The following is a 22,502-nucleotide window of genomic DNA, read 5'->3' on the forward strand; positions in this document are numbered from 1 at the left end:
GCACGACGACATCATGAAATTCGCGACGTCGGTACTCGCCCCCGGGCGAGCGCCGGCGTTGCCTATTTGCCGTCCAGGGACAATGCAAGCCACCAGATCGCTCTACCTGCTCGGACCGATGCGGGTCGAACAAGGCAAACAGTCGTGCGCCGTGAAGTACACGAAGGCACGCGGCATGCTCGCCTATCTCGCCCTGCAACCGGGCTTCCATACCCGCGGCGCGCTGGCCGACCTGTTCTGGCCCGACGAAGACGGCCAGGGCGGACGCGACAAGCTCAAGCGCATGCTCTTCCATCTGCGCGACACCCTCGGCGACGAACTCTTCGAGTCGGACCGCCAGGTCGTGCGCCTGCGCCCCGAGACCGGCCTGTGGATCGACGCGCACGTTTTCGCGAGCATGATCACGCAGGCCAGCCGCACGCTTGATGGCGTGACCGGCCTCGATCTTGCCGCCCATCTGCAACAGCTCGCCGATGCCGTCGCGCTCTACCAAGGTCCGTTCCTGCATGGCCTGTCCGTGCGCGACACCCCCGACCTCGAGCAATGGATCGAGTTGCAGCGCGACGAATACCAGCGCCGCCGGGTCTTCGGCGAACGCCTGCTGGCCGACGGTTACGCCCGCCTGGGCGACCTCGACCAAGCCCTCGCCCATGCGCGTCAGCTCGTCTCGCTCGCGCCCTTCGATGAATCCGGCTGGCAGTGCCTGCTCGCACTGCTGTTGCGTGCGGGACGCCGCGACGAGGCGGAAAACGAATATCGCCGCCTGTGCGACATCCTGCGTGACGAGCTCGGCGAATTGCCGGGCGAGGCCCTCACCCAGTTGCTCGAAACGCCGCCCGCGCGCATGGAACAGCGCGCCACCGGCCCCGAGCGGCGGCAGGTGACGGTCGTCGCCGTCGAACTCGCCCCCAACGGCATCGACGACCCCGACCAGCTCGTCGGCGTGATGCGCCCGCCGCTGGTGAAGTGCGAAACGATCCTGCGTCAGTCATGGGGTTACACGCTGCGCACACCCACGGGCGGCCTGCTCGGCTACTTCGGCTATCCGACGGCGCTCGAAGGCGCCGGCCGCCATGCCGTGGAAGCGGCCATGCGCTGCGCGCAAGCCACCACCGCCCGCGTCAGCATCGGTGTGGGCGTTCACACCGGCATTGTCATCAGCTCGGCAGCAGACGACAGCCCCGACACCGGCGGACGTGTCTCGCGCTCTGCCGTGCAACTGGCCGATATGGCGCAGGCTGGCGAAGTGCTGATGTGCGATGCGACGCAGCGTCTGATCGGCGTCGCGCTGGCCAGTACGCCGCACGGCAGCGTGCGCGAGCGCCATGCCAATCGCGACATTCCGGTTTTTCGCGTCAATCCCGACCCCACGCCCGAGCGCCGCTCGCGCCGTCGCGCGGCCATGCTCTTCGGGCGCGATTCGGCGCTGGCCGAACTCGGTGCCGCCCACGCCAGCGGGCGGGATGCGAGCACCGGCCATGGTGTCGTCGCCCTCGTGATCGGCGAGGCGGGCATCGGCAAATCAGCTCTCACCCGTCATTTCGTCGACACTGGCGGCTTGCGCGTGATCGATCTCGCCTGTGCGCAAGACGGCGCCGGTACGCCGTTCCATCCCATCGTGCGCTGGCTGCGTGCGCAGCCGGTCGCCGAAGCCTCGCAATTGCCGCAACCGGCGCTGCTCGCCTATCGGCGTTTGCGCCACCTGTTCGAGACGCCCGCCGACATCGCGGCACCGCACGCGTGGAAGCAGGCCGTGCTCGACGAAGCGCCGCGACTGCTCGCAGCGCTGCTGCCCGATGGCGGCGTGCTGCTGCTCGACGACGCACACTGGGCCGACCCATCGACGCAGGAACTGCTCGCGCTGATGGCCGAGAGCCCGCCTGCGGGTCGTCTGTTGATGGTCTGCGCACGCCCTGAATTCGAAGTGCCGTGGCGGCACACCGTCGCGTTGCGGCGGATCGATCTTGCGCCGCTCGACGCGGGCGCGGCGGCGTCCATCGTGCGGGCAGCAACGCCCCGCGTCGCCCTGCCGGCAGCCCTGCGCGAACGCATCGTGCATTTGGCCGAAGGTGTGCCTCTGTTCCTGCAAGAACTCGCCCGCGCGACCGCTGCCCAGCAGGGTGGCCGTAACGCCGGCGGCATGCCCATGCCGGCGAGCCTGCAAGAGTTGATGATGGCGCGCATCGATGCGGCTGGCAGTGCGAAGCCGGTGGCGCATTTCGCTTCGTGCTTCGGTCAGGAATTCCACGCCGATCTGCTCGCGTCGGCGAGCGGGCGCACGATGCCCCTCGTCGAACGCGCACTCGACACGCTCGTCGCCTGTGCACTCGTGCAGCGACAGGAAAGCGGACGCTATGTGTTCCGTCATGCGTTGCTGCACAAGGCCGCCTACGACGCTCAGCCTCAGGAACGCCGTCAGGACGCGCATCGCCGGATTGCACTCGCCATGCGCGAGCACGACCCGGCCATCGTCCAGACCGAACCCGAAGTGCTCGCGTGGCATTTCCGTCAGGCCGACGAACCCGACGCCGCCATCGAGCATTACCGGCTGGCGGGGGGTTATGCCACCGGACGTCAGGCATTTCGCGAAGCCTGCGCGCATTACCAGAGCGCGCTCGACGTGCTGCGTCAAACGGGCCCTAGTACGCAAACCGCACCGCATGAATTGCAACTGCGCATGGCGCTCGGCGTGCCGCTCGTCTCGCTGCACGGCTACGGTTCGGAACCCGCGCGGCACAACTTCGAAACGGCGCTCGGGCTTGCCCAGCCGATGGGCGACGACGTCGCGTTGTTCCCCGTCTACTGGGGACTGTGGCTCGGCTCCAGCTCGTGGAGCGACTTTGACCGCAGCGTCGATCTGGCCCGCAAGCTCATCCTGATCGCCGAACAGGCCGGCGACGCGCCGCTGCTCGCGCACGCTTACTACGCGCTCGGCAACAGCCTGTGCTGTCAGGGCGACTTTGGCGGCGCGGTGACCGCGCTCGAAACCGGTATTGCGCATTACCGTCCTGAGACGGCAGACACCGGCCTTGGCGAAGACGCCAAGATCACCGGGCTGTCGTTCCTGTCGTGGGCTTACTGGTTCACGGGACGGCACGACGCCTCGCTCGCCGCCAGCGAAGAAGCGCTGGCGATGGGCCGTCAGCAAGGCCGCCGCTACTCGTTCTCGTTCGCGCTGGTGTTCGCCGCCTTGCTGCGCCGCTTGCGGCGTGAAGTCGCGTCGGCCGAAGCGCTGGCCAGCGAAGCCACAGAAGTATCGGAAGAGACTGGCGTGGCACTTTGGGCACTGGCGGGTCAGACGATTCGCGGCTGGGCACTCGCCTCGCGCGGCGACGCAGCCGGGTTGGAGCGCATCACCGATAGCGTCGGGCGCCTGAGCGAAATCATGGGCGGCGTGGAAGGCATCTTCTTCGGCTTGCTGGTGGAAGCCTGCGCGGGGACCGGCGACATTGCACTGGGCCTGCATGCGGCAGAACGCGGTGCGCACGTGTCGGCACGTCGCAACGACGGCCACTGGCAGGCGGAATTTCTGCGGCAGAAGGGTGACTTCCTGCGCGCGGGACATCATCCGGAAGACGCCGTACGGCCGTGGCTCGAACATGCGTTGCAGATTGCCCGCGCACAGGCCTCACCGATGCTGACGTTGCGTGCGGCAGTCAGTCTGCTGCGCGTGGGGGGGGGCGATGCCCCGGGAGATGCCGACTGTGCCGTGCTGCTGCGCGAAGCGCTCGATGGCCTGCAAGGCGGAGAAAGCCTGACCGACGTGCAGGAAGCCCGCGCCATGCTCGCCGATGTGACGGCGAAGTTGCCCGATCGGCGCACGGCCCGCTGCGGTAGCTGATGCGGAAATCGATTCGGCAGCCGGTGCCTATGACGCGCCTTCGCGAGCCCTTGCTGCAAGCCGAATAGCGGCTATCAGGCACCTCGTATGTCCGTGCCGGGGGCGGCGGCTATATTGATGCCACCGGTGCCCCCAAGCCCGTACACCGAATCCGACATGCCCATCGAACCCTTGCGTGCGTCGGCGTCCAACACGCCGGCTGCCGCCTCTGACACGTCTCGTCTGACCACGCCCGGTGCGCCGCTCACGCTGGTGAGTCCGCCACCGGCCATCACGTCGCTCGTCTCGCACGAAGTCGTGGTGTCCGGTTGCGTGAATCGCCGCCACTCGTTCGACCTCGCTTCGCTCATGCGGCTGCCGACCCAACTCACGGGGCCGCTCGATGTCGTGTGTCTGTCCGGGCGGAAAGTGCGCAGCGCGAGCGAATACAAAGGCGTGCGGCTTACGGCACTGCTTGACGTGGCGCGCCTGCGCTTGCCCCAAGCGCGCGACTTCACCCGTGCTTATGTGCTGGCAGAGGGTGCCGATGGCTATACGGTCATGTTCTCGTGGCACGAGTTGTACAACACGCCGGTCGGCGTAGGTGCACTCGTGGTGTATGAGCGTGACGGCCGGCCGCTCGGGGAAGATGAAGGCGGCATCGGCCTGATTTCAACGTGTGATTTGCGCGTGGCATTACGACAAGTGCGCGCCCTCACACGACTCACCGTGCATCTGGCCGAGTCCGGCGCCGGCACGCGCTGACGCGGCGCGACTTATCAACCCTTCTTGCGCGGCGTCGCCCGGGTCGTCGCCACGGGCTTGGCCGGGGCTTTCTTCGCTACGGCCTTCACACGCGCCTTCACACCGGCCTTCGTCGCCACTTTTGCCGCCACCTTCGCCGCCGTCTTGCGAGGCGCACGCGCCGTCTTCACCGGTACCGACGCCGCGGCCCCACTCTGCGAGCGAACGCGTTGCTGCATGTCGGCAATATCCGAATCGAGGATCAACCGCCCGCGCAGCTTGCCGTTCATGCGCTTGATGTAAGTGCGCGCCTCCTGCATATGAAACTGCATGAGTGAACGCACGCGCTCCACATCGCCTGCCCGTGCGGCGTCCGTGATCTGTCGATGGATGTTGACGTTGGCCGTGCCGAACTTCTCGTGTTCCTTGCGCGGCGTTTCGTTGCCGAACACGATCAACTGGCGAATCATCTCGTTGACGAGTTCGCACGTAAATCGCAGGAAGCTATTCGGATTCGCCGCCGCGAGAATATCGTGAAAGTCGACGTCGGCCTGACGCTGGCGCAGCAGTTCGCTTCTATCGTGCGATGCCGGGCTGCAACATGACATGTTGTTCTCCAGCGCCGCGAAATCGTCCTCGGTGAGATGCGGCACCGCACCGGCCGCCAACTCCGGTTCAAGCAACTGACGCACGGTGTAGATGTCGTCGATGCTCACTTCCTTGAAGAACAGATAGTTCTGCATCAACTGGAAGGTGCGCTCCAGCGGCACTTCCACCACCATGCCGCCGCCCGACGGTCCCGTGCTCACCTTGATGAGCCCTTGCACCTCAAGCGACTTGAGGGCTTCGCGGATGGTGCTCTTCGACACCGCGAACATCTGCTGCAACTCGATCTCGCGCGGCAACCGGTCGCCGGGCAACAGGTTGCCTTCGGTGATCAGGCGCTTGATGGCCTCGGCGACGAGATCGCCGCGTTTCTGCTGTTTGATTTCCAACGGTTCTCGCATCGTTTGCGGATCCAATGCCATGTGGCGCCTCGTTAGGATCTTGTTCACCCGTCAGACCGGCACGCCGGTAAATCCGGAGACTCCGGTGCCTCCGATCTCGAATTTTTTCCCGATTGACACCGAAAAGCATTATACCTACGATCAAATTCATCCTATTTATCATGATAAATATGACGGATAGGAATTAGGGGGAACAGACCCTAGGCCCCGGACGTCGCACATTGTCGTTGCCAGGTTGCTTCCTGACCCGAGCGTGACGCGCTGCACGTTTGCACCCCATGAACGATTGCTCCCCTTCATTGGAGACCATCTTGAATCGTCGTGAACTGTTGAAGCTCGCCGCCGCTGCGTCTTTGCCTGGCTCCCTACTTACCGCCCGCGACGCGTTCGCACAGGCCTCCGGCGCCATTCAACTGGCCTGTCCGGTGCCGATGTCGGGCCCGTTCGCCGCCAACGGCAAGTTTGCCGATCTCGGCATGAAGCTCATCGTCGAGCAGTACGGCAAAGTGCTGGGCCGTCCGCTCGCCTACACCACACTGGATACCGAAGGCAAACCCGCCACGGCCATTCGCCGCGTGCAGGAAATCGCCCAGCAAAAGGGCGCGCGCTTCTTCGCGGGCGGCATCCTGTCGTCCGAGGCGCTGGCGATGGGCAAGGAAGCCGAGAAGGCCGGCGGCATCTTCATCACCACGGCCGGTGCGGACGAAATTACCGGCAAGGATTGCAACAGCGCAACCTTCCGCTGGTCGGTGCCCACGTTCGGTGCCATCGAACAAACGGTGCGCCCGCTGATCGACGCGCACCCGAAAGCGAAGCGCTGGTACACCATCACGCCGCAATACGTGTTCGGCGACGGCCTGCTCACGGCCGCGAAGAACATCTTCAAAGAGAAGGGCATCGAGCACGTGGGCAACAGCTACCACTCGCTCACCGAGAAGGAATTCTCGGGCTACCTCACCAACGCCGTCGCGGCCAAGCCCGACGTGCTGCTGATTCTGAACTTCGGCTCGCAGTCGTCCGATACGCTGCGTCAGGCCGTGAGCTTCGGCATGAAGAACAACTGCACGATCCTGATGGCGTGGGCCTCGGGTCTGGAGCAGTTCGAGACGCTCGGTGCCGATCTGTGCGACGGCGTGTACTTCGGCGCGCAGTACTGGCACGCCGTGGCCTCGCCGCTCAATCTCGACCTCGTCAAGCGCACGCAAGACCGCTTCAAGCAGAACCCGAACTACAGCCTTGCCGGCTCGTACATCTGCACCAAGCTCATGCTCGATGCGATGGTCAAAGCAGGCAGCGCCGATCCGAAGGCCGTCATCGCGGCGATGGAAGGCATGAAGTACGACGGTCTCACGGGTCCGGAAGAAATCCGCAAGGGCGACCATCAGGTACTCAAGAACTACTACCTGCTCAAGGGCAAGGCCAAGTCGAAGATGAAGAATCCCGACGACTATGCCGACATCGTGAGCGCAGGTAAATCGTTCCTGCCGCTCGACAAGACCGAGTGCAAGATGGCCTGATTGGCGCAGCCGTGCGTTATTGGCACACCCAATGCACTCGGCTGTCGTCGTTCGCGGGGACGCCTATTCATCGTCCCCGCATCTGTCGTCCGCGCGGCGCGTAACACGACTTACGCCCGCGTGCGGCGGCCCACGTCCACTCAAGCTCTTCGGGACGCGCATGAACGTTTATTTGCTGCAAGTCATCAACGGCGTCGGCATCGGCATGCTGTACTTCCTGCTCGCCGTCGGCTTATCGATCATCTTCGGCCTGTTGCGCTTCGTGAACTTCGCGCACGGCGCCTTCTATCTGCTCGGCGCGTACTTCTGCTTTCAGGCGATGCAATGGGGCCTGTCGTTCTGGCTCGCGCTCATCGTGTGCCCGATCGTCGTGGCCGTCGTCGCATGGATTGCCGAGAAGGTTCTGCTCTCGCATATCTACGACAAGGCGCATGAGTTCCACATTCTCGTGACCGTCGGCCTTGCCCTCGTCGTGCAGGAACTGGTCATCATCGTGTGGGGGCCGCTTGGCGACAACGTGCCGGTGCCGCAGGCACTCGATGGCGTCGTGATGTGGGGCACCTTCATCTATCCGAAGTACCGCCTCTTTCTGATCGGCTTCACTGCGGTCTTCGCCGCCATTCTCTGGTGGTTGCTCGAAGGCACCCGGCTGGGCAGCGCGGTGCGCGCAGGCAGCGAGTCGTCGGAGATGGTGTCGTTGCTCGGCATCAACGTGTTCCGTGTGTTCAGTCTCGCGTTCGCACTGGGGGCAGGCACCGCAGCGCTCGCCGGTGTGCTCGCAGCGCCCGTGCGCGGCGTCGAACCGTTCATGGGCATCGAGGCGCTGGGCATCGCGTTCGTCGTGGTGGTGATCGGCGGCATGGGCAGCTTTGCCGGTGCGCTGGTCGGGGGGCTGGTGATCGGCATCGTGCAGAGCCTGATGAGCACGATCTGGCCGGAAGGTGCCCGCCTGATGATCTATGTGGCGATGGCGGCGGTGCTGCTCATGCGCCCGCACGGTCTGCTCGGGAGAGGATGATGTTCGTACGCTACCGTTTTTGGCTGCTGGCTGCGGCCGTCACGCTGATCCTGCCCGCGACACTCTCGTCGGGCACGCTCGCCACCGAAGTCCTCGTCTATGCCCTCGCCGTGCTCGGCTGCAACCTTTTGCTCGGCTACACCGGGTTGCTGTCATTCGGGCAAGGTATCTTCTTTGGCCTTGGCAGCTACACGCTTGGCATTCTGCTCACGCGCACTGCATTGCCTATGCCGCTGGCGATCGTCGTCGCCATCGTGCTGGGTGCGTTGATTGCCGCTGTCGTCGGCAGTTTTGCGATCCGGCAGAAGGGCACGTACTTCGTGATGCTCACGCTGGCGTGTGCGCAGATGTTCTACTTCGTCGCCTACACCGCCACCGACTGGACCGGCGGTGACAACGGCCTGCTCGACATCCCGCGCAAATCACTCGCCATCGGCGGCCAGACGCTGATCCCGCTCACCACGCCGTGGCAGTACTACACCTTCGTGGCGGTGATCTTCCTGATCGTGTTCGCGGTGCTGTTGCGCGTGGCCGACTCGGTGTTCGGGCGCACGTTGCTCGCCATTCGCGACAACGAAACGCGGGCGGCCGCCATCGGCTATCACGTGAAGACGTTCAAGCTCGTGGCGTTCGCGATCTCGGGCGCGGTCACCGCGCTGGCCGGCGCACTGCATGCGCTGATGACGGGCATCGCACCGCTGTCGAACATCGAGTACCACACGAGCGAAATGATTCTCGTGATGACGGTCATCGGCGGCACGGGCAACCTGTTCGCGTCGGTGCTCGGTGCGGCGTTCTACGTGCTGGCATCCGACTGGCTCTCGACGCTGTGGCCGCGCTGGCTGCTGTTGCTCGGCCTGCTGCTCATCGCCGTGAGCCTGTTCATGCACAAGGGGCTCTGGGGCGTGGCCGAGTCGTTGTGGTACCGGCTTGGCGGCAAACGGCCCGACGCCGACGCGCGCAGCAAACTGGACACGCAGGGAGACCCGACATGAGCGACGTTCTCATCGAAGCCGCCGGCATCGTCAAGCGCTACGGCAAGTTCACGGCCCTGCATGGCGTCGATCTGCGCGTCGCGCCGCGCACGGTGCACTCCGTGATCGGCCCGAACGGCGCGGGCAAGACCACGCTGTTTCACATGCTCACGGGCACCGTGCCGGTCTCCGGCGGGCGCATCCTGTTCGACGGTCACGACGTGACGACCGAAGCCGACTACCGTCGCGTCCAACGCGGCATCGCGCGTTCGTTTCAGGTCACGGCGCTGTTCCAGAATCTGTCGGTGCGCGAAAACCTTCGCCTCGCGGCGCTTGGCGTCACACCGCGTCGTGCGCTGTCGTGCTGGAGCAAAGCAGAAGGTGCCCGCGCCTGCGCATCCGTGGTCGACGACGTGCTCACGCGGCTCGCCCTCACACGTCACGCCAACACGGCGGCGGGTTCGCTCTCGCACGGTCAGCAGCGCCGGCTTGAAGTCGGCATGGCGCTCGCGGCGCGCCCCAAGGCGATCTTTCTCGATGAGCCCACCTCAGGCATGGGCATCGACGATCTCGACGACATGAAGCAACTCATTCGCGGCCTGCGCGACGATCACACGGTTGTGCTCATCGAGCACAACATGAACATCGTGATGGACATCTCCGACACGATCACCGTGATGCAGCAAGGCCGCGTGCTGGTCGAAGGCAAGCCCGATGCCATTCGCGCCGACGAGCGCGTGCGCGCGGCGTATCTCGGCAACATGATCACCGGAGGCCGCGCATGATTCTCGACGTCGCAGGCGTTCATAGCTACTACGGCAAGAGCCACATTCTGCAAGGCGTGTCGCTGACGGTCGGAGACGGCGAACTCGTCACCCTGCTCGGGCGCAACGGCGCAGGCAAGTCGACCACGCTCAAGACCATCGCGGGTGTCGTTACCCCGAAAGCGGGCAGCATTTCGTTCCTCGGCAAACCGGTCGCGGGTCAGCCCGCTCACCGCATTGCGGCGCGCGGCGTGTGCTTCGTGCCCGAGCATCGCGGCATCTTCAAGCTGCTCACGGTCGAAGAGAATCTCAAGCTCGGCGCGCGTCGCGATTCCCCGTGGCAGCTCGCCGATATCTACCGCATCTTTCCGCGCTTGCAGGAACGTCGCAAAAACGGCGGCGCGCAGCTCTCCGGCGGCGAGCAGCAGATGCTCGCCATCGGCCGCGCGCTGATGAATCACCCGCGACTGCTCATGCTCGATGAACCGGTGGAAGGTCTCGCACCGGTGATCGTCGAAGAGATCGTGGCGCAGTTGAAACTCATCAAACAGGCCGGCGTCGCGATCCTGCTGGTCGAACAGAATCTGGAAGTCTGCACGCAGCTCGCCGACCGGCATTACATCGTCGAGCAGGGCGTGATCGTCTACGGTGCCGATAACGCCGCGTTTCTCGCCGACGAGGTGGTCAAAGACCGTTATCTCGGCGTGGGCGTGGCCTGACGCCGCCGCCTGTCAAGAACCCGGCGCGCGACGCTACGCCGCTCAGCGCGCGCGCCATTGTTGCCAATGCGTCCGACCGTCCCTCGGCGGGGCGGACGCCCCCTAAGGACTGGTGAAACATGGAACGTCTCGACCCAACCGCTGCCGCAGCGCGCATCGACGGCGCGCGCCTGTGGGACAGCCTCATGCAACTCGCGCAGATCGGCGCGACCGCCAAGGGCGGCGTGTGCCGGCTGGCGCTGACCGATCTCGACCGGCAGGGCCGCGATCTCTTCGTGAAGTGGGCGACGGAGATCGGCTGCACCGTGCGTGTCGATGCCATCGGCAATATCTTTGCGCGCCGCGCCGGGCGCAACAACCACTTGCCGCCTGTCATGACCGGCAGCCATATCGACACGCAGCCGACCGGCGGCAAGTTCGACGGCAACTATGGCGTGCTCGCCGGGCTTGAGGTGCTGCGCACGCTCAACGATCGCGGCATCGACACCGACGCGCCGCTCGAAGTCGCCGTCTGGACCAACGAGGAAGGCTCGCGCTTCGTGCCGGTGATGATGGGCTCCGGCGTCTACGCGGGGGCATTCACGCTCGATCACGCACTGGTGCAGAAGGATCACGACGGCATCAGCGTGGCCGATGCGCTCGCCAACATCGGTTATGCCGGATCGGAATCGCCCGTCGGAAAACCCGGTGCCGTCGGCGCGTACTTCGAGGCGCATATCGAACAGGGTCCGGTGCTGGAGGCCAACCACAAGACCATCGGCGTCGTGCAAGGCGCCCTCGGGCAGCGTTGGTACGACGTGGTCGTCACCGGCATGGAAGCGCACGCTGGCCCCACACCCATGGAACTGCGTCGCGATGCGTTGCTGAGTGCGGCGCAACTGATTCAGGCCGTCAATCGCATCGCGTGTGAGCATGCGCCGCATTCGCGCGGCACCGTGGGCTGGGTCGATAACTATCCAAACTCCCGCAACGTCATTCCCGGGCGTGTGAAGTTATCCGTCGATCTGCGTGCCGCCGACGACGCCACGCTCGATGTGCTCGATGCCAAGCTGCGCGCCGAATGCGCCGCGCTCGCGGCCAACGGCATCGAGGTATCGGTCGAGCAAGTGGTGTACTTTCCGCCGCAACCCTTTGCACCAGAGCTCGTCGAGGCCATTCGCAGCGGTGCACAAGCGCTCGGACTGTCGTCGATGGATGCGATCAGCGGGGCGGGGCACGACGCCGTGTATCTCGCGCGCGTGGCGCCCACGGCGATGATCTTCGTCCCGTGCAAGGACGGCATCAGCCACAACGAAATCGAAGATGCCGATCCGGCGCATCTGGAAGCCGGTTGCAACGTGCTGCTTCAGGCCATGCTGCAACGCGCGGGAGGTGTCGCATGAAAGTGATGATCGCCCGCATGAATCACGAGACCAACACGTTCTCGCCGGTACCAACGCCGATGGACGCGTTCGGCAATCACGGGCCGACTTACGGCGACGACGCCTATCGCGACAACAAGGGCATGCGCACCGCCATGGCCGCGTTCATCGATCTGGCCGAGGCGGCGGGCGCCGAGATGGTGACGCCAGTGTCTGCCGGTGCGAATCCGAGCGGCCCGGTGGCGGCGGCGGCGTACGACGAACTGTGCCGTCGCATCGTTGCGGCAGCAACAGGCGTCGACGCCATCCTGCTCGATCTGCACGGCGCGATGGTGGCCGAGAACAGCGACGACGGGGAGGGTGATCTGCTCGAACGCGTTCGCGCTGCCGCACCGGACACGCCGATTGCCGTGGCACTGGATCTGCACGCCAACGTCACGGCGAAGATCGTGACGAACGCCGACATCGTCGTGGGTTTCAAAACCTATCCGCACGTCGACATGTATGAAACCGGCGAACATGCCGGACGGCTGCTGTTCGACCTGCTGGCCGGCAAGCGCCGCCCGCGCGTGGTGTGGCAACAGCCGCCGTTGATGGTGCACTCGCTGCGCAGCACGAGCCATGGCGGCGCAATGAAGCGCGCGCTGGATGCCGCGCGCCGTGCCGAAGCCGAGGAGGGTATTCCGGCAGTGTCGGTCTTCTCGGGCTTCTCGCTGGCCGACATTCCGGCGCCTTGCATCAGCGTGGTGGTCACGGCCGACGAGCGCGACGACGGCGTCGCACGCGCACAAGCGGTGGCCGATCGCATCGCGCGGCAAGCATGGGACGAGCGCGACGGTTTTGTCTACGACAGCGCGCCGCTCGCCGAATCGATTGCCGAAGCGAAGCGACTCGCGCAAGGCGCCGACAAACCCGTGCTGCTGCTCGATCACAGCGACAACTGCATGTCCGGCGGCACGTGCGACACGATGGACGTGCTGGAGGCCGCTTTGGCGGGTGGACTTACCGGCATTGGGGTGGGGCCGCTGTGCGACCCGGAGGCGGTCGCTACGCTCATCGCCGCAGGCGAGGGCGCGGAAGTGACGCTCGCCCTCGGCAACAAGCGGGCGATGCCGCAGTTGGGCATCACCAAGACGCCGCCGGTACTCACCGGCATCGTGCGCAAGGTGAGCGACGGCGAGTATGTGGTGAGCGGGCCAACTTACACCGGGCAGCGTTGCTACATGGGCCGCACGGTGTTGTTCGATATCGGCACGGCACGCATCGTGGTCACCGAGCGCACGCACGAACCGTGGGACCACGGTGTCTTCACGTGCGTGGGGCTCGATCCGCGCAGCGAGCGCTTTTTGCTGCTCAAGTCGCGCATGTACTGCCGCCCGGTGTTCGTGCCGATCTCGGCGGGGCTGGTGGAATGCGACAGCAACGGTGTGACGAGTTCGAACTACGCCCTGTTCCCGTTCTCTCGCGTGAATCGCCCGGTGTATCCGCTGGATCGGGACGTCACGTTCAAGACGCCGTAACGAGCGAGCGTCGCTGCGACTTGCGTCAGCGACGCATGGCTTCGAACGGTGCCGTCACGATCGGCGGCACCTGCCGGACGAGGTTCACGAGCCACAAGAATGCACTATCGAATGCGTCGTATCCGGCGGCGATACGGCGTGCTTCGATCTGGGCCTCGACGACCGTCGGTTTTCCGTGTTCGTGATTGACGTGATCCACAGCCACTGCACGGGTGGCAACGAGATGCGGCGGGTAGCCGTCCGTCGCCGCCCAGTCCTCCAGACCGGACACGTTATTGGCCTTGGCATGGATCATGACCGCCACATTGCTTTGCCGGGAGAGCTCGGCGACCAGATATTCCTCTTGGTTCATCGCGATCAGGCCGCTGAGTAATGCCCGCCCCTCATTCACATACTGTTGCGTCGGCACCTGCCTGAAGGCCAATGATCGCAGTTTGCCGATGTTGTAATACAGCGCCTGCATCGTGCCCGGCTCGAAGCCACGCTCGGTGAGCAGTAGTGACGGCAAGCGGTAAGCCATCAGCCGCTGGATGGACGCCGGCGATATGCCGTCCTCCGGCGCCTGATCGACCAATCTGCCAAGCAATGCCCGGTTGGACAGCGGTCCGTCGCCGTGCGCATTCGCAGCGCTCATCTCATAGATCAGATTGGTGAGGGTCTTGTTGACCAGCGGGTGATCGTAGATGCTGCGGCGCGTGCGCGCCCCGAGGTTCGCGTTCACCTGGGACACATCACCAACCTCGAGACCATGCAACGCCGCAGTCTCTGCCGCTGCGGCTCGGGCGGCGTCTGCCCGCAGCGGCATCGCGTCCGCCGACCGAAGATCGGCGGACAGCGACTGTGCCAGCCGTCCGTCCAACGCTGGGGATCGGTCGTGGGCACGCTGACCGCCCACGGGCGCCAACGATGCGGCCGTGGCTGGAGACGCCGCGAAGGCAAGCGGCGTAACTGTTGCAAGCGGGGTGGCCAGCGGGGAAAAAACCGACGGCGAGAGGGCGGCTGAAGGGATGACCGGCATGGAAAGCGCTCCTGAAATGGCGCGCCGAACCCCTCGGCGCACCGTGCCCGGATCGTCCTCCGCCACGCGCCCGCCCACTATCGAAGACTGTCACCGGCTTGTCCCCGATCGAACGCACGGTGTGCATTCCCAATGCCCGGCACCGTCGTGTCATGACGCGGCTCGCGTCGCCTCCCGCAAAAAAACAAAAGGCGACGACGGTCTCCCGTCGTCGCCTCTGCGCAGCGATACCGCTAGCGCCGAACGATTACTCGTCGAGCACCTTGTTGCCGGTTTCTTCAAACATCGACACGGCGATGAGCGAGATCAGCACGCAGGCGATCATGTACCACGCCGGTGCCATCTTGTTGCCGGTCACGCGAATCAGCCAGCCCGCGACCAGCTGTGCGGTACCGCCGAAGAGCGACACGGCAATAGCGTAAGCACTCGACATGTACCCCGCACGCAGATGCTTCGGGAAGTTCTCCGGCATCAGCGCATAGGCCGGTGCCGAACCCATCGTGTAGCAGAACATCAGCACGACCAGCGCCGCCAGCACCACCGGCAGCGACGGGAAGTGCGTCATGACCCAGAACGCCGGGTAGAGCAGCACGATCAGCAACACACGGCCGGTGATCGTGAGCGGCTTGCGGCGGCCCATCTTGTCCGACCATGCGCCGTAGATCGGGCACATCACCAAAGAGATCGTGCTGGCCGCGACACCCGCGAGCATCGACATTTTCGGCGGCAGACCGAGGTACTGAATGCAGTACGTCGGCATGTAATACATCATCACGTACGTCGACACCGACATGCCCATGATCGAGAAGATCGTGAGGAACCAGTTACGCACGTACACGGCACGCTTCGGATCGTTGCGCCCGGCGACAACCTTCGCCTTGGGCGGCTCTTCCTGAATATGGCGGCGCAGATAAATACCGACCGGGGCGATCAACGTGCCCAGCAGGAACGGAATACGCCAGCCCCAGTTGTGCATCGTGTCGTCGGAGAGCAGGAAGCCCAGACTCGCGGCAAGGCCCGAGCCGAGCAGCGCTGCGGCACCCTGACTCGCCAGCTGCCAGCTCGCACGGAAACCACGGCTCTTGGCACCGCCCACTTCCAGCAGCGTCGCCGTGGCAGCGCCAAACTCACCGCCTTGTGCGAAACCCTGCAACAGACGCGCGCCAACGATCAGCAACGGCGCCGCGATACCGATTTGCGCGTACGTCGGTGCCAGACCGATGGCGGCCGAACCGATGGCCATCAGGCCGATGGTGAGCGTAAGTGCAGGCTTGCGGCCGGCGCGATCGGCGTAGCGGCCGAGCACGATGCCGCCGAGCGGGCGCATCACGAAGCCCACGGCAAACACGGCGAACGCCAGCAGCGAGGACGTGATCGGATCGTCCGACGGGAAGAACTGCTTGCCGATGGTCAGTGCAAAGTAGCTGTAGACCGTGAAGTCGAAGAACTCCAGCAGATTGCCGATGACCGCAGCGAAGACGACCTTGCGCTGTTGCGCAGGCGTCATCGGCGAGGTGCTGGCGTCAGTGGCCGGAAACGATTGCGTTGCAGTGCTCATGCTCGGTCCTTCGCAAGGAAACGTTCGACCAGACGCGTCCAGAAGGCGGCCCCGATGGTCAGATTGTCGTCGTTGAAATCGTATTTGGCGTTGTGCAGCATCGGGCGGCCTTCGCCCACACCGTTACCGAGGCGAATGAAGCAGCCCGGCACTTTTTGCAGGTAGTACGCGAAGTCTTCGCTGCCGGCGATCGGCGGGAACGGCGAAATGATGTGCTCGTTGCCCACCAGTTCTTCGGCCACGCCACGGGCGAATTCCGTTTCGGCTTCGCTGTTCACGAGCACCGGGTACCCACGGATGTATTCGATCTCTGCCGTGCCGCCGTAGCCTTCGACATGCGTCGTGACCAGCGCACGGATGCGTTCTTCGAGTTTGGCGCGCACGGCTGCCGAGAACGAGCGCACGCTCATTTCCATCGTGGCCGACTCGGGAATCACGTTCGGTGCGAAACCGGCGTGGAACGTGCCGACCGTGACCACGGCGGCTTCGGTCGGATCGATGTTGCGTGCCACTACCGTTTGCAGCGCCATCACGAGGCTGCTGCCGATCATCACCGGATCGACGGCCAGATGCGGACGCGCGGCGTGACCGCCACGGCCATGAATCTTCACCTTCACGGTGTCGCACGCCGCCATCAACGGGCCGGCGCGGAAACCGAATGTGCCCGTGGCAACGCCCGGGTGGTTGTGCAGACCGAAAATCGCCTGACACGGGAAGCGCTCGAAGAGGCCGTCGGCAATCATCTGCTCGGCGCCGCTGTTCGAACCGGCTTCTTCCGCCGGTTGGAAAATCAGATTCACGGTGCCGTCGAAATTACGCGTCTTGGCGAGTTGCTGTGCAGCGCCCAGCAACACGGTCGTGTGGCCGTCGTGGCCGCACGCGTGCATCTTGCCGTCGTGCACGCTGGCGTAGGCGAGGCCGGTCTGCTCGTGAATCGGCAGCGCATCCATGTCGGCGCGCACGCCCACGGTGCGGCCGCTGGTGCCCGCGGTGAGCGAGGCCACCACACCGTGGCCACCGACGTTGCGCGTGACCTGATATCCCCAACCCTCGAGCTTCTCCGCCACGTAACGTGACGTGTCGACTTCCTCGTAGGACAGTTCGGGATGTTGGTGGATGTGGTGGCGAATGTCGGCCAGCTGCTCACGCGCTTCGGCCAGATCGCTCACCTCACAGAAGCGAATCTCACTCATCGGGGGGCTCCTCTCTATTTTTGAATACCGCGAAGTAGCGGAGTATTGCACCGACGAAAATTCCCACCCATGACGCAAACCCGTCCAAAATGTTGCTCTCAAAGCAACAATTGACGGCATGATGTCGGGAGATTTGTTGCGGAACCCATCCATAAAATCATCGAAAATCAACGATTTATGGTGAATTTCATTCATTTATGCAGCATCTGGGGTGGTGAGCGCTACGGCAGCCGCCTTGGGAACGAAATCGCTCGAACGGGACAGTGAAGCGGAGATGACGAACGACGCATGGATGGACGAGATCGGTGAGCGTCCGCTCAAGTACCTCACCGAGATTGCGAGCACGGGCGGCGTGCGCATGGCCGCCGAATCGCTCGGCGTGAACCCGTCGGTCGTCAGCCGGCAGATCGCCGCGCTGGAGCGCCGGTTACGCTTCCCGCTCATCGAGCGGCGCGGACGCAACGTGAGCGTGACCGAGATCGGTCAGGTGCTGATCGACTACTACCGCGACGGCCAGCGCCGCCAGCGCGACCTCTCGGCACGGCTGGAGGAATACCGGCATCTGAAGCGCGGACGGGTCGCCATCGGCGTGGGCGAAGGCTTCATCGGCAACCTGATCGCGCGCGCCCTGCAACGCTTCTCGATGACGTATCCGGACATCCTCGTCGAGATACGCTCCGGCCCCACACCCGTGGTGCTCTCGCTCGTGCGCGACGACGTCGTCGACATCGGCCTGTGCGTGCGCTCGGCAGACGACCCTGCCATGCGCATCCACCCGTTCGCTGCGAAACCGTTATGCGCGGTGGTCGCGCCGTCGCATCGCTTTGCCACCATGGCGAGCGTGCCGCCCACGGAGCTGGCCAACGAGCGGCTGATCTTCATGACAGAGGCCTACGGCGTGCAGCACTTCGTCCACTCCGTGCTCGAAACCGTGCGCCTCAACGTCATTCCGGCTTATCGGGTCGACCTGTTCAACACCGCGCAGACGCTGGCAGCCGCGGGGCTCGGCGTGGCCTTCATGTCGGCGATCACCGCACGGCGCGGCATCGAACTGGGCGAACTCGTCGCGGTCCCCATCGACCATCCGATCGCGACCGGTTTCTCCAGCCAGATGATGACGCGGGTCGGCCGGCGGCTTTCCCCCGCGGCCGATCACCTCTGGAAGCAACTCGCGCAGAGTCTGGCCCAGCGCTGATCGGGCAATGACGCGGGGCACTCACCGCAGATGGCGTATCATCGGCCGGGTGTTGGATATTCCTGCCTGCCGATGACGACCGACGAGAACCAACCCTCCGGGCCTGCCCACAAACGACTGCGTGCGCGCTTTGTCGCGATCTCCTGGCGCGACCTTGCCGTCTCTTTCGGCCCCGTCGTGCTTGTCGCCATCGCGGCCATCTGGCTCGCCGTGTGGCTCGTACAGCCCGCCCCGCCACGCACCATCACGATCAGCGCCGGACCGGAAGGCAGTTCGTTCTGGAACGCCGCGCAGCGCTACAAGACGATCCTCGCGCGCAACGACATCACGCTCAACGTGCTGACCTCCGAAGGCTCGCGCCAGAATGTGGAGCGTCTGGCAGACAGCAAGCAGAACGTCGATCTGGGTCTCGTACAAGGCGGTGTGTCGGGTGAGCTCGACATCGATGGCCTCGTCTCGCTCGGCAGCGTGTTCTACGCCCCGATCTCCGTGTTCTATCGCGGCCCGCGCGTCACCAAACTCTCCGACTTCACCGGCAAGCGAATTGCCATCGGCCGCGAAGGCAGCGGTGCCCGCGCGCTCGCGCTCGCCTTGCTCAAAGCGAACGGCATCGAGCCGGGCGGCCCCACCGATCTGACTTCGTACGACGGGCAGGAAGCCGCGCAGGCGCTGGTCGATGGCCGCGTCGATGCCGCCATGCTCTCGGGCGATACCGCCACCGGCCCGACGATGGGCAAGCTGATTCGCACCCCCGGCGTGCGGCTGATGGACTTTGCACAAGCCGACGCCTACACACGACGCTTCACCTATCTGAATCAATTGACACTGCCGCGCGGCGTGTTCGATCTCGGCAAGAATCTGCCCGCGCAGCCGGTGCACGTCATCAGCCCCACGGTCGAACTCGTGGCGCGCGACAGCCTGCACCCGGCGCTCTCCGATCTGCTGATCGAAGCCGCCCGCGAAGTGCACGGCAAGGCCAATCTGCTGCAACGCGCCGACGAATTCCCGTCTTCGCAAGTGCACGAATTTCCGCTCTCCGACGACGCCGCGCGCTACTACAAGTCAGGCAAGGGCTTCCTGTACCGGCATCTGCCGTTCTGGGTGGCGAGCCTCGCCGATCGCATCGTCGTATTGCTCGTGCCGATCATCGTGGTGCTGATTCCGGCGTTCCGGCTGGTGCCGTCGCTGTATAGCTGGCGGGTGAAATCGCGGCTTTATCGCTGGTATGGCGCGCTCATTGCGCTGGAGCGCGAGGCGCTCGCCGACGATGCGCACACCGAGTACAAGAGCCTGCGTCACCGGTTGGACGCGATCGAGGCGGCGGTGAACCGGCTGAAGATTCCGCTCGCGTATGCCGACCAGTTCTACGTGCTGCGCGAGCACATCGGTTTCGTGCGGCAGCGGCTCGATGCCATGAATGCCGAACCCGTACCGCAACCAGACGCTGCGGGCGATTCGGACAGCGCCCCGGCGCCGACCGGTCACGCTTAGCCCATCTCAAAGCGATGCTTATGCATGTCATAACCATCACAAGCTTTTCTTATGGACCGGTGCAGCGCAAACTGCGGCAATGTTTCGGGCGGGGATGTCAGTCATCCCGGCCTATCCTGCCCACCGTAAGCGCCTTAGCTGCCGAAAGTCCGTATGCCGTTGCTCGCCATGACCTCCGCTCCCGTGCCTGCTCCCACTGAGAAGGCGCTTGCCGCTTGCGTCGTTCGCCCCGTGCGCGACGACGATCTCCCCGCTATCACGGCCATCTATGCCCACCACGTGCTGAACGGTTCGGCCTCGTTCGAAGAAGTGCCACCGGGTCAGGCGGAGATGCACGCGCGGTGCACCAAGGTGATCGATGCGGGGTTGCCGTATCTGGTCGCAGAACGTGACGGCAAAGTCCTCGGCTATGCGTATGCCACGCATTACCGGCCACGCTCAGCCTATCGTTTCACGCTGGAAGATTCGGTGTATCTGGCCCCCGGTGCCATCGGACAGGGCGTGGGCCGCACGCTGCTGCTCGCGCTCATTGCGCGCTGCGAGGGCGGGCCGTGGCGGCAACTGATCGCCAACGTGGGCGATAGCGGCAACGCGGCGTCACTCGGCTTGCATGCGTCGTGTGGCTTCGTGCACGCGGGCACGCTCAAATCCGTCGGCTTCAAGTTTGGCCGCTGGGTCGACACGGTGCTCATGCAACGCCCGCTCAACGCGGGTGACGCCACCCTGCCGGAGTAAGCCGCGCGCGTCAGAACGGCGACGCGCGGTCCAGTTCCTTGTAATGCCGGAAGATGCCCGTCGTGTTGAACGCGATGCGTCGTGGCGACTTCAGATACGCCGCGATACGGGGCTGCCGCGCCACGCCGTCGTGCACGCCCTGACAGCGCGGATACGCCTTCGCAAAACTCGCCATGGCGCGCGGGAATGCGTAATTCAACCCGGCAATCAGTTGAAACAACGACAGATCCGCGTACGACATCGCGCGCTCTGAGAGCCATCCGCCTGCGTGGGGATTGTTGGTCAGCACCCGCTCGAAATAATCGAAGAATTTGGGCAGACGATAGTCGATCAACTCGGCGGTGCGCTTGCGCGCTTCGGCCCGTTGGTTGCTGTAGTAGAGCCTGCTGGAGATCGGATGATGGCCGTCGTGCACCTCGGCGACGAGATCGGCCAGCGTGAGTTGCAACTGATTGACGAAGCGGCGGGCGCGCGGCGATTCGCCAACGAGACCCAATACCGGCCCCAGAAACGCGAGGATGTTGGCTGTCTGGCCGATCAACTCGCCGTCCGCACGCAGGAACGGCGGCGCGAAGGGCGGATCGGTGCAGGCGGGGTCATCCATCGTGTGCAGCATGCCGTCCAAGCCCTGCCCCGGCCCCTCGCCTTGCACGATTTCCACGAACGGCGTGCCGGTCGCTTCGAAGGCCAGCCGGACAAACTCGCCGCGCCCTTGCAGACCCGGCCAATAGAACAGTTCGAAGGTCATGCCACCTCCTCAGGCTGTTTCAGGCCAGCGAATCGCGCTTCACACGTCACGCATCGCGCATCACGCGACGCCCGGCTGCATCTCGACGCGATTCTTGCCCTGTTGCTTGGCGCGATAGAGCGCCAGATCCGCCGACTCGATGAGCGAGGTCGACGCCATGTGCGTGCGCGGCACCAGCGCCGCACCGCCGAGACTGATCGTCACATTGCGGCCGTTGGCCGAGCCGACGTGCGGGATGCCCATCGCATCGATCTGCGCGCGCACCTTCTCCGCAATGATGGCGGCCCCGGACGACGACGTATTCGGCAACACCATCACGAACTCTTCACCGCCGAAGCGCGCGGCCAGATCGGCGGGACGCGTCGCCGAATCGGCCAGCGTCTGGGCCACGCGGCGCAACACGTCGTCGCCGGCGATGTGGCCATAGGTGTCGTTATAGATCTTGAAGTTGTCGACGTCGATCATCAACAACGCCAGCTCGCGCTGTTCACGCAGTGCACGACGCCATTCCGCGCCGAAGTACTCGTCGAAGTAGCGGCGATTGGCCAGCCCCGTGAGCCCGTCGGAATGCGTGAGCCGTTGCAGCTCCAGATTCGTTTCGAGCAATTGCTGCTGGCTCTCGCGCAGCGCCCGGTAAGCCTCGTCGCGTTGCAGCAGGTTCATGTACGAGCGCGAGTGATAGCGCAAACGCGCGACCAGTTCGATGGTGTCGGGCAGCTTGACCAGATAGTCGTTCGCACCGGCCGCGAACGCTTCGCGCTTGATCGTCGACTCTTCTTTGGTCGAGAGCACGATGATCGGAATATCGCGCGTGAGCGGGCTCGACCGGTACTGCCGCACGAGCGACAGGCCGTCGGTGCCCGGCATCACCAGATCCTGAAGAATCACGGTCGGGCGTGTTTGTTCGGCCACGCGAAGCGCCTCGTCGGGATTCGAACAATAGTGGAAGTCGATGTTCGGCTCGCCTGCCAGCGCGCGGCGGATCGCTTCCCCGACCATCGCCTGATCGTCGACAAGCAACACCATCGCCGACGAATCGTTCAGGCTGCTCTCGGAGCCGGTCGGCAGGGCGGCGGGCGGCGTGGGTTGGCGTGGGGTTGTTGTCATGATGTGCGTCCTG

At 64.7% G+C, this 22,502-nt stretch carries 18 protein-coding genes; 12 read left to right on the forward strand and 6 right to left on the reverse strand.

Going from position 1 to position 22,502, the window contains the following annotated elements; translation table 11 throughout:
* Positions 1 to 82: 82 nt before the first annotated feature.
* Both CDV44_RS21865 and CDV44_RS21870 read left to right on the forward strand, forming a co-directional pair.
* Positions 83 to 3,841, forward strand: a complete 3,759-nt coding sequence (locus CDV44_RS21865; protein WP_170936068.1) for a BTAD domain-containing putative transcriptional regulator — start codon at positions 83 to 85, stop codon at positions 3,839 to 3,841.
* 156 nt (positions 3,842 to 3,997) lie between these two features.
* Complete coding sequence (locus CDV44_RS21870) at positions 3,998 to 4,585, forward strand: molybdopterin-dependent oxidoreductase (RefSeq protein WP_170936069.1); 588 nt, start codon at positions 3,998 to 4,000, stop codon at positions 4,583 to 4,585.
* A 14-nt stretch (positions 4,586 to 4,599) separates the two neighbouring features.
* On the opposite strand, the gene CDV44_RS21875 is transcribed toward CDV44_RS21870, so the two are convergent.
* A complete protein-coding gene (locus CDV44_RS21875; RefSeq protein WP_087690446.1) occupies positions 4,600 to 5,592 on the reverse strand; it encodes a FadR/GntR family transcriptional regulator in 993 nt (330 codons plus the stop codon).
* Positions 5,593 to 5,882: 290 nt separating this feature from the next.
* On the opposite strand from CDV44_RS21875, the gene CDV44_RS21880 reads away from it, so the two are divergent.
* The 7 genes from CDV44_RS21880 to CDV44_RS21910 all read left to right on the forward strand — a co-directional run bounded on the left by CDV44_RS21880 (position 5,883) and on the right by CDV44_RS21910 (position 13,444).
* Entirely contained in the window at positions 5,883 to 7,088 is a 1,206-nt protein-coding gene (locus CDV44_RS21880) for an ABC transporter substrate-binding protein (RefSeq protein WP_058376754.1), read from the forward strand.
* Between the two features lie 160 nt (positions 7,089 to 7,248).
* The gene (locus CDV44_RS21885) at positions 7,249 to 8,106 is read left to right on the forward strand and encodes a branched-chain amino acid ABC transporter permease (RefSeq protein ID WP_087690448.1); all 858 of its coding nucleotides are present in this window, start codon (positions 7,249 to 7,251) and stop codon (positions 8,104 to 8,106) included.
* Positions 8,106 to 9,101 carry a branched-chain amino acid ABC transporter permease gene (locus CDV44_RS21890; protein ID WP_087690450.1) on the forward strand — a complete coding sequence of 332 codons (996 nt, stop codon included), beginning with the start codon at positions 8,106 to 8,108 and terminating at the stop codon, positions 9,099 to 9,101. The genes CDV44_RS21885 and CDV44_RS21890 overlap by 1 nt, the downstream gene beginning before the upstream one ends.
* Positions 9,098 to 9,865, forward strand: coding sequence for an ABC transporter ATP-binding protein (locus CDV44_RS21895; RefSeq protein ID WP_087690452.1), 768 nt, complete (start codon positions 9,098 to 9,100; stop codon positions 9,863 to 9,865). The genes CDV44_RS21890 and CDV44_RS21895 overlap by 4 nt, the downstream gene beginning before the upstream one ends.
* Positions 9,862 to 10,563 carry an ABC transporter ATP-binding protein gene (locus CDV44_RS21900; RefSeq protein ID WP_087690453.1) on the forward strand — a complete coding sequence of 234 codons (702 nt, stop codon included), beginning with the start codon at positions 9,862 to 9,864 and terminating at the stop codon, positions 10,561 to 10,563. Before CDV44_RS21895 ends, CDV44_RS21900 begins: the two co-directional genes overlap by 4 nt.
* Positions 10,564 to 10,682: 119 nt before the next feature.
* Positions 10,683 to 11,945: a Zn-dependent hydrolase gene (locus CDV44_RS21905; protein WP_087690455.1), complete on the forward strand. Its 1,263-nt coding sequence runs from the start codon at positions 10,683 to 10,685 to the stop codon at positions 11,943 to 11,945.
* On the forward strand, positions 11,942 to 13,444 hold the full coding sequence (locus tag CDV44_RS21910; protein ID WP_087690457.1) for a M81 family metallopeptidase: 1,503 nt from the start codon (positions 11,942 to 11,944) through the stop codon (positions 13,442 to 13,444). The genes CDV44_RS21905 and CDV44_RS21910 overlap by 4 nt, the downstream gene beginning before the upstream one ends.
* Positions 13,445 to 13,469: 25 nt before the next feature.
* Here the strand turns inward: CDV44_RS21910 and CDV44_RS21915 are convergent, their stop codons facing one another.
* The 3 genes from CDV44_RS21915 to CDV44_RS21925 form a co-directional block, all read right to left on the reverse strand.
* The gene (locus CDV44_RS21915) at positions 13,470 to 14,462 is read right to left on the reverse strand and encodes a hypothetical protein (protein ID WP_141118785.1); all 993 of its coding nucleotides are present in this window, start codon (positions 14,460 to 14,462) and stop codon (positions 13,470 to 13,472) included.
* Positions 14,463 to 14,709: 247 nt separating this feature from the next.
* Complete coding sequence (locus tag CDV44_RS21920; protein WP_170936070.1) at positions 14,710 to 16,020, reverse strand: MFS transporter; 1,311 nt, start codon at positions 16,018 to 16,020, stop codon at positions 14,710 to 14,712.
* A complete protein-coding gene (locus CDV44_RS21925) occupies positions 16,017 to 17,213 on the reverse strand; it encodes a M20 aminoacylase family protein (protein WP_087690461.1) in 1,197 nt (398 codons plus the stop codon). Before CDV44_RS21925 ends, CDV44_RS21920 begins: the two co-directional genes overlap by 4 nt.
* A 274-nt stretch (positions 17,214 to 17,487) precedes the next feature.
* Here CDV44_RS21925 and CDV44_RS21930 point away from each other — a divergent pair, with 274 nt between their 5' ends.
* The 3 genes from CDV44_RS21930 to CDV44_RS21940 all read left to right on the forward strand — a co-directional run bounded on the left by CDV44_RS21930 (position 17,488) and on the right by CDV44_RS21940 (position 20,634).
* On the forward strand, positions 17,488 to 18,408 hold the full coding sequence (locus tag CDV44_RS21930; protein WP_087690463.1) for a LysR family transcriptional regulator: 921 nt from the start codon (positions 17,488 to 17,490) through the stop codon (positions 18,406 to 18,408).
* A gap of 72 nt (positions 18,409 to 18,480) precedes the next feature.
* Complete coding sequence (locus CDV44_RS21935) at positions 18,481 to 19,899, forward strand: TAXI family TRAP transporter solute-binding subunit (RefSeq protein WP_249277649.1); 1,419 nt, start codon at positions 18,481 to 18,483, stop codon at positions 19,897 to 19,899.
* Between the two features lie 153 nt (positions 19,900 to 20,052).
* A complete protein-coding gene (locus CDV44_RS21940; protein ID WP_371328792.1) occupies positions 20,053 to 20,634 on the forward strand; it encodes an N-acetyltransferase family protein in 582 nt (193 codons plus the stop codon).
* Positions 20,635 to 20,644: 10 nt separating this feature from the next.
* Here CDV44_RS21940 and CDV44_RS21945 read toward each other — a convergent pair whose 3' ends face one another.
* Both CDV44_RS21945 and CDV44_RS21950 read right to left on the reverse strand, forming a co-directional pair.
* Positions 20,645 to 21,382, reverse strand: a complete 738-nt coding sequence (locus CDV44_RS21945; protein ID WP_087690467.1) for a glutathione S-transferase — start codon at positions 21,380 to 21,382, stop codon at positions 20,645 to 20,647.
* Positions 21,383 to 21,442: 60 nt separating this feature from the next.
* Positions 21,443 to 22,489 carry a diguanylate cyclase gene (locus tag CDV44_RS21950; RefSeq protein ID WP_371328793.1) on the reverse strand — a complete coding sequence of 349 codons (1,047 nt, stop codon included), beginning with the start codon at positions 22,487 to 22,489 and terminating at the stop codon, positions 21,443 to 21,445.
* Positions 22,490 to 22,502 lie beyond the last annotated feature (13 nt).

Source organism: Pandoraea sp. PE-S2R-1, from assembly GCF_002179865.1.
In the GTDB taxonomy this organism is placed as follows: Bacteria; Pseudomonadota; Gammaproteobacteria; order Burkholderiales; family Burkholderiaceae; genus Pandoraea.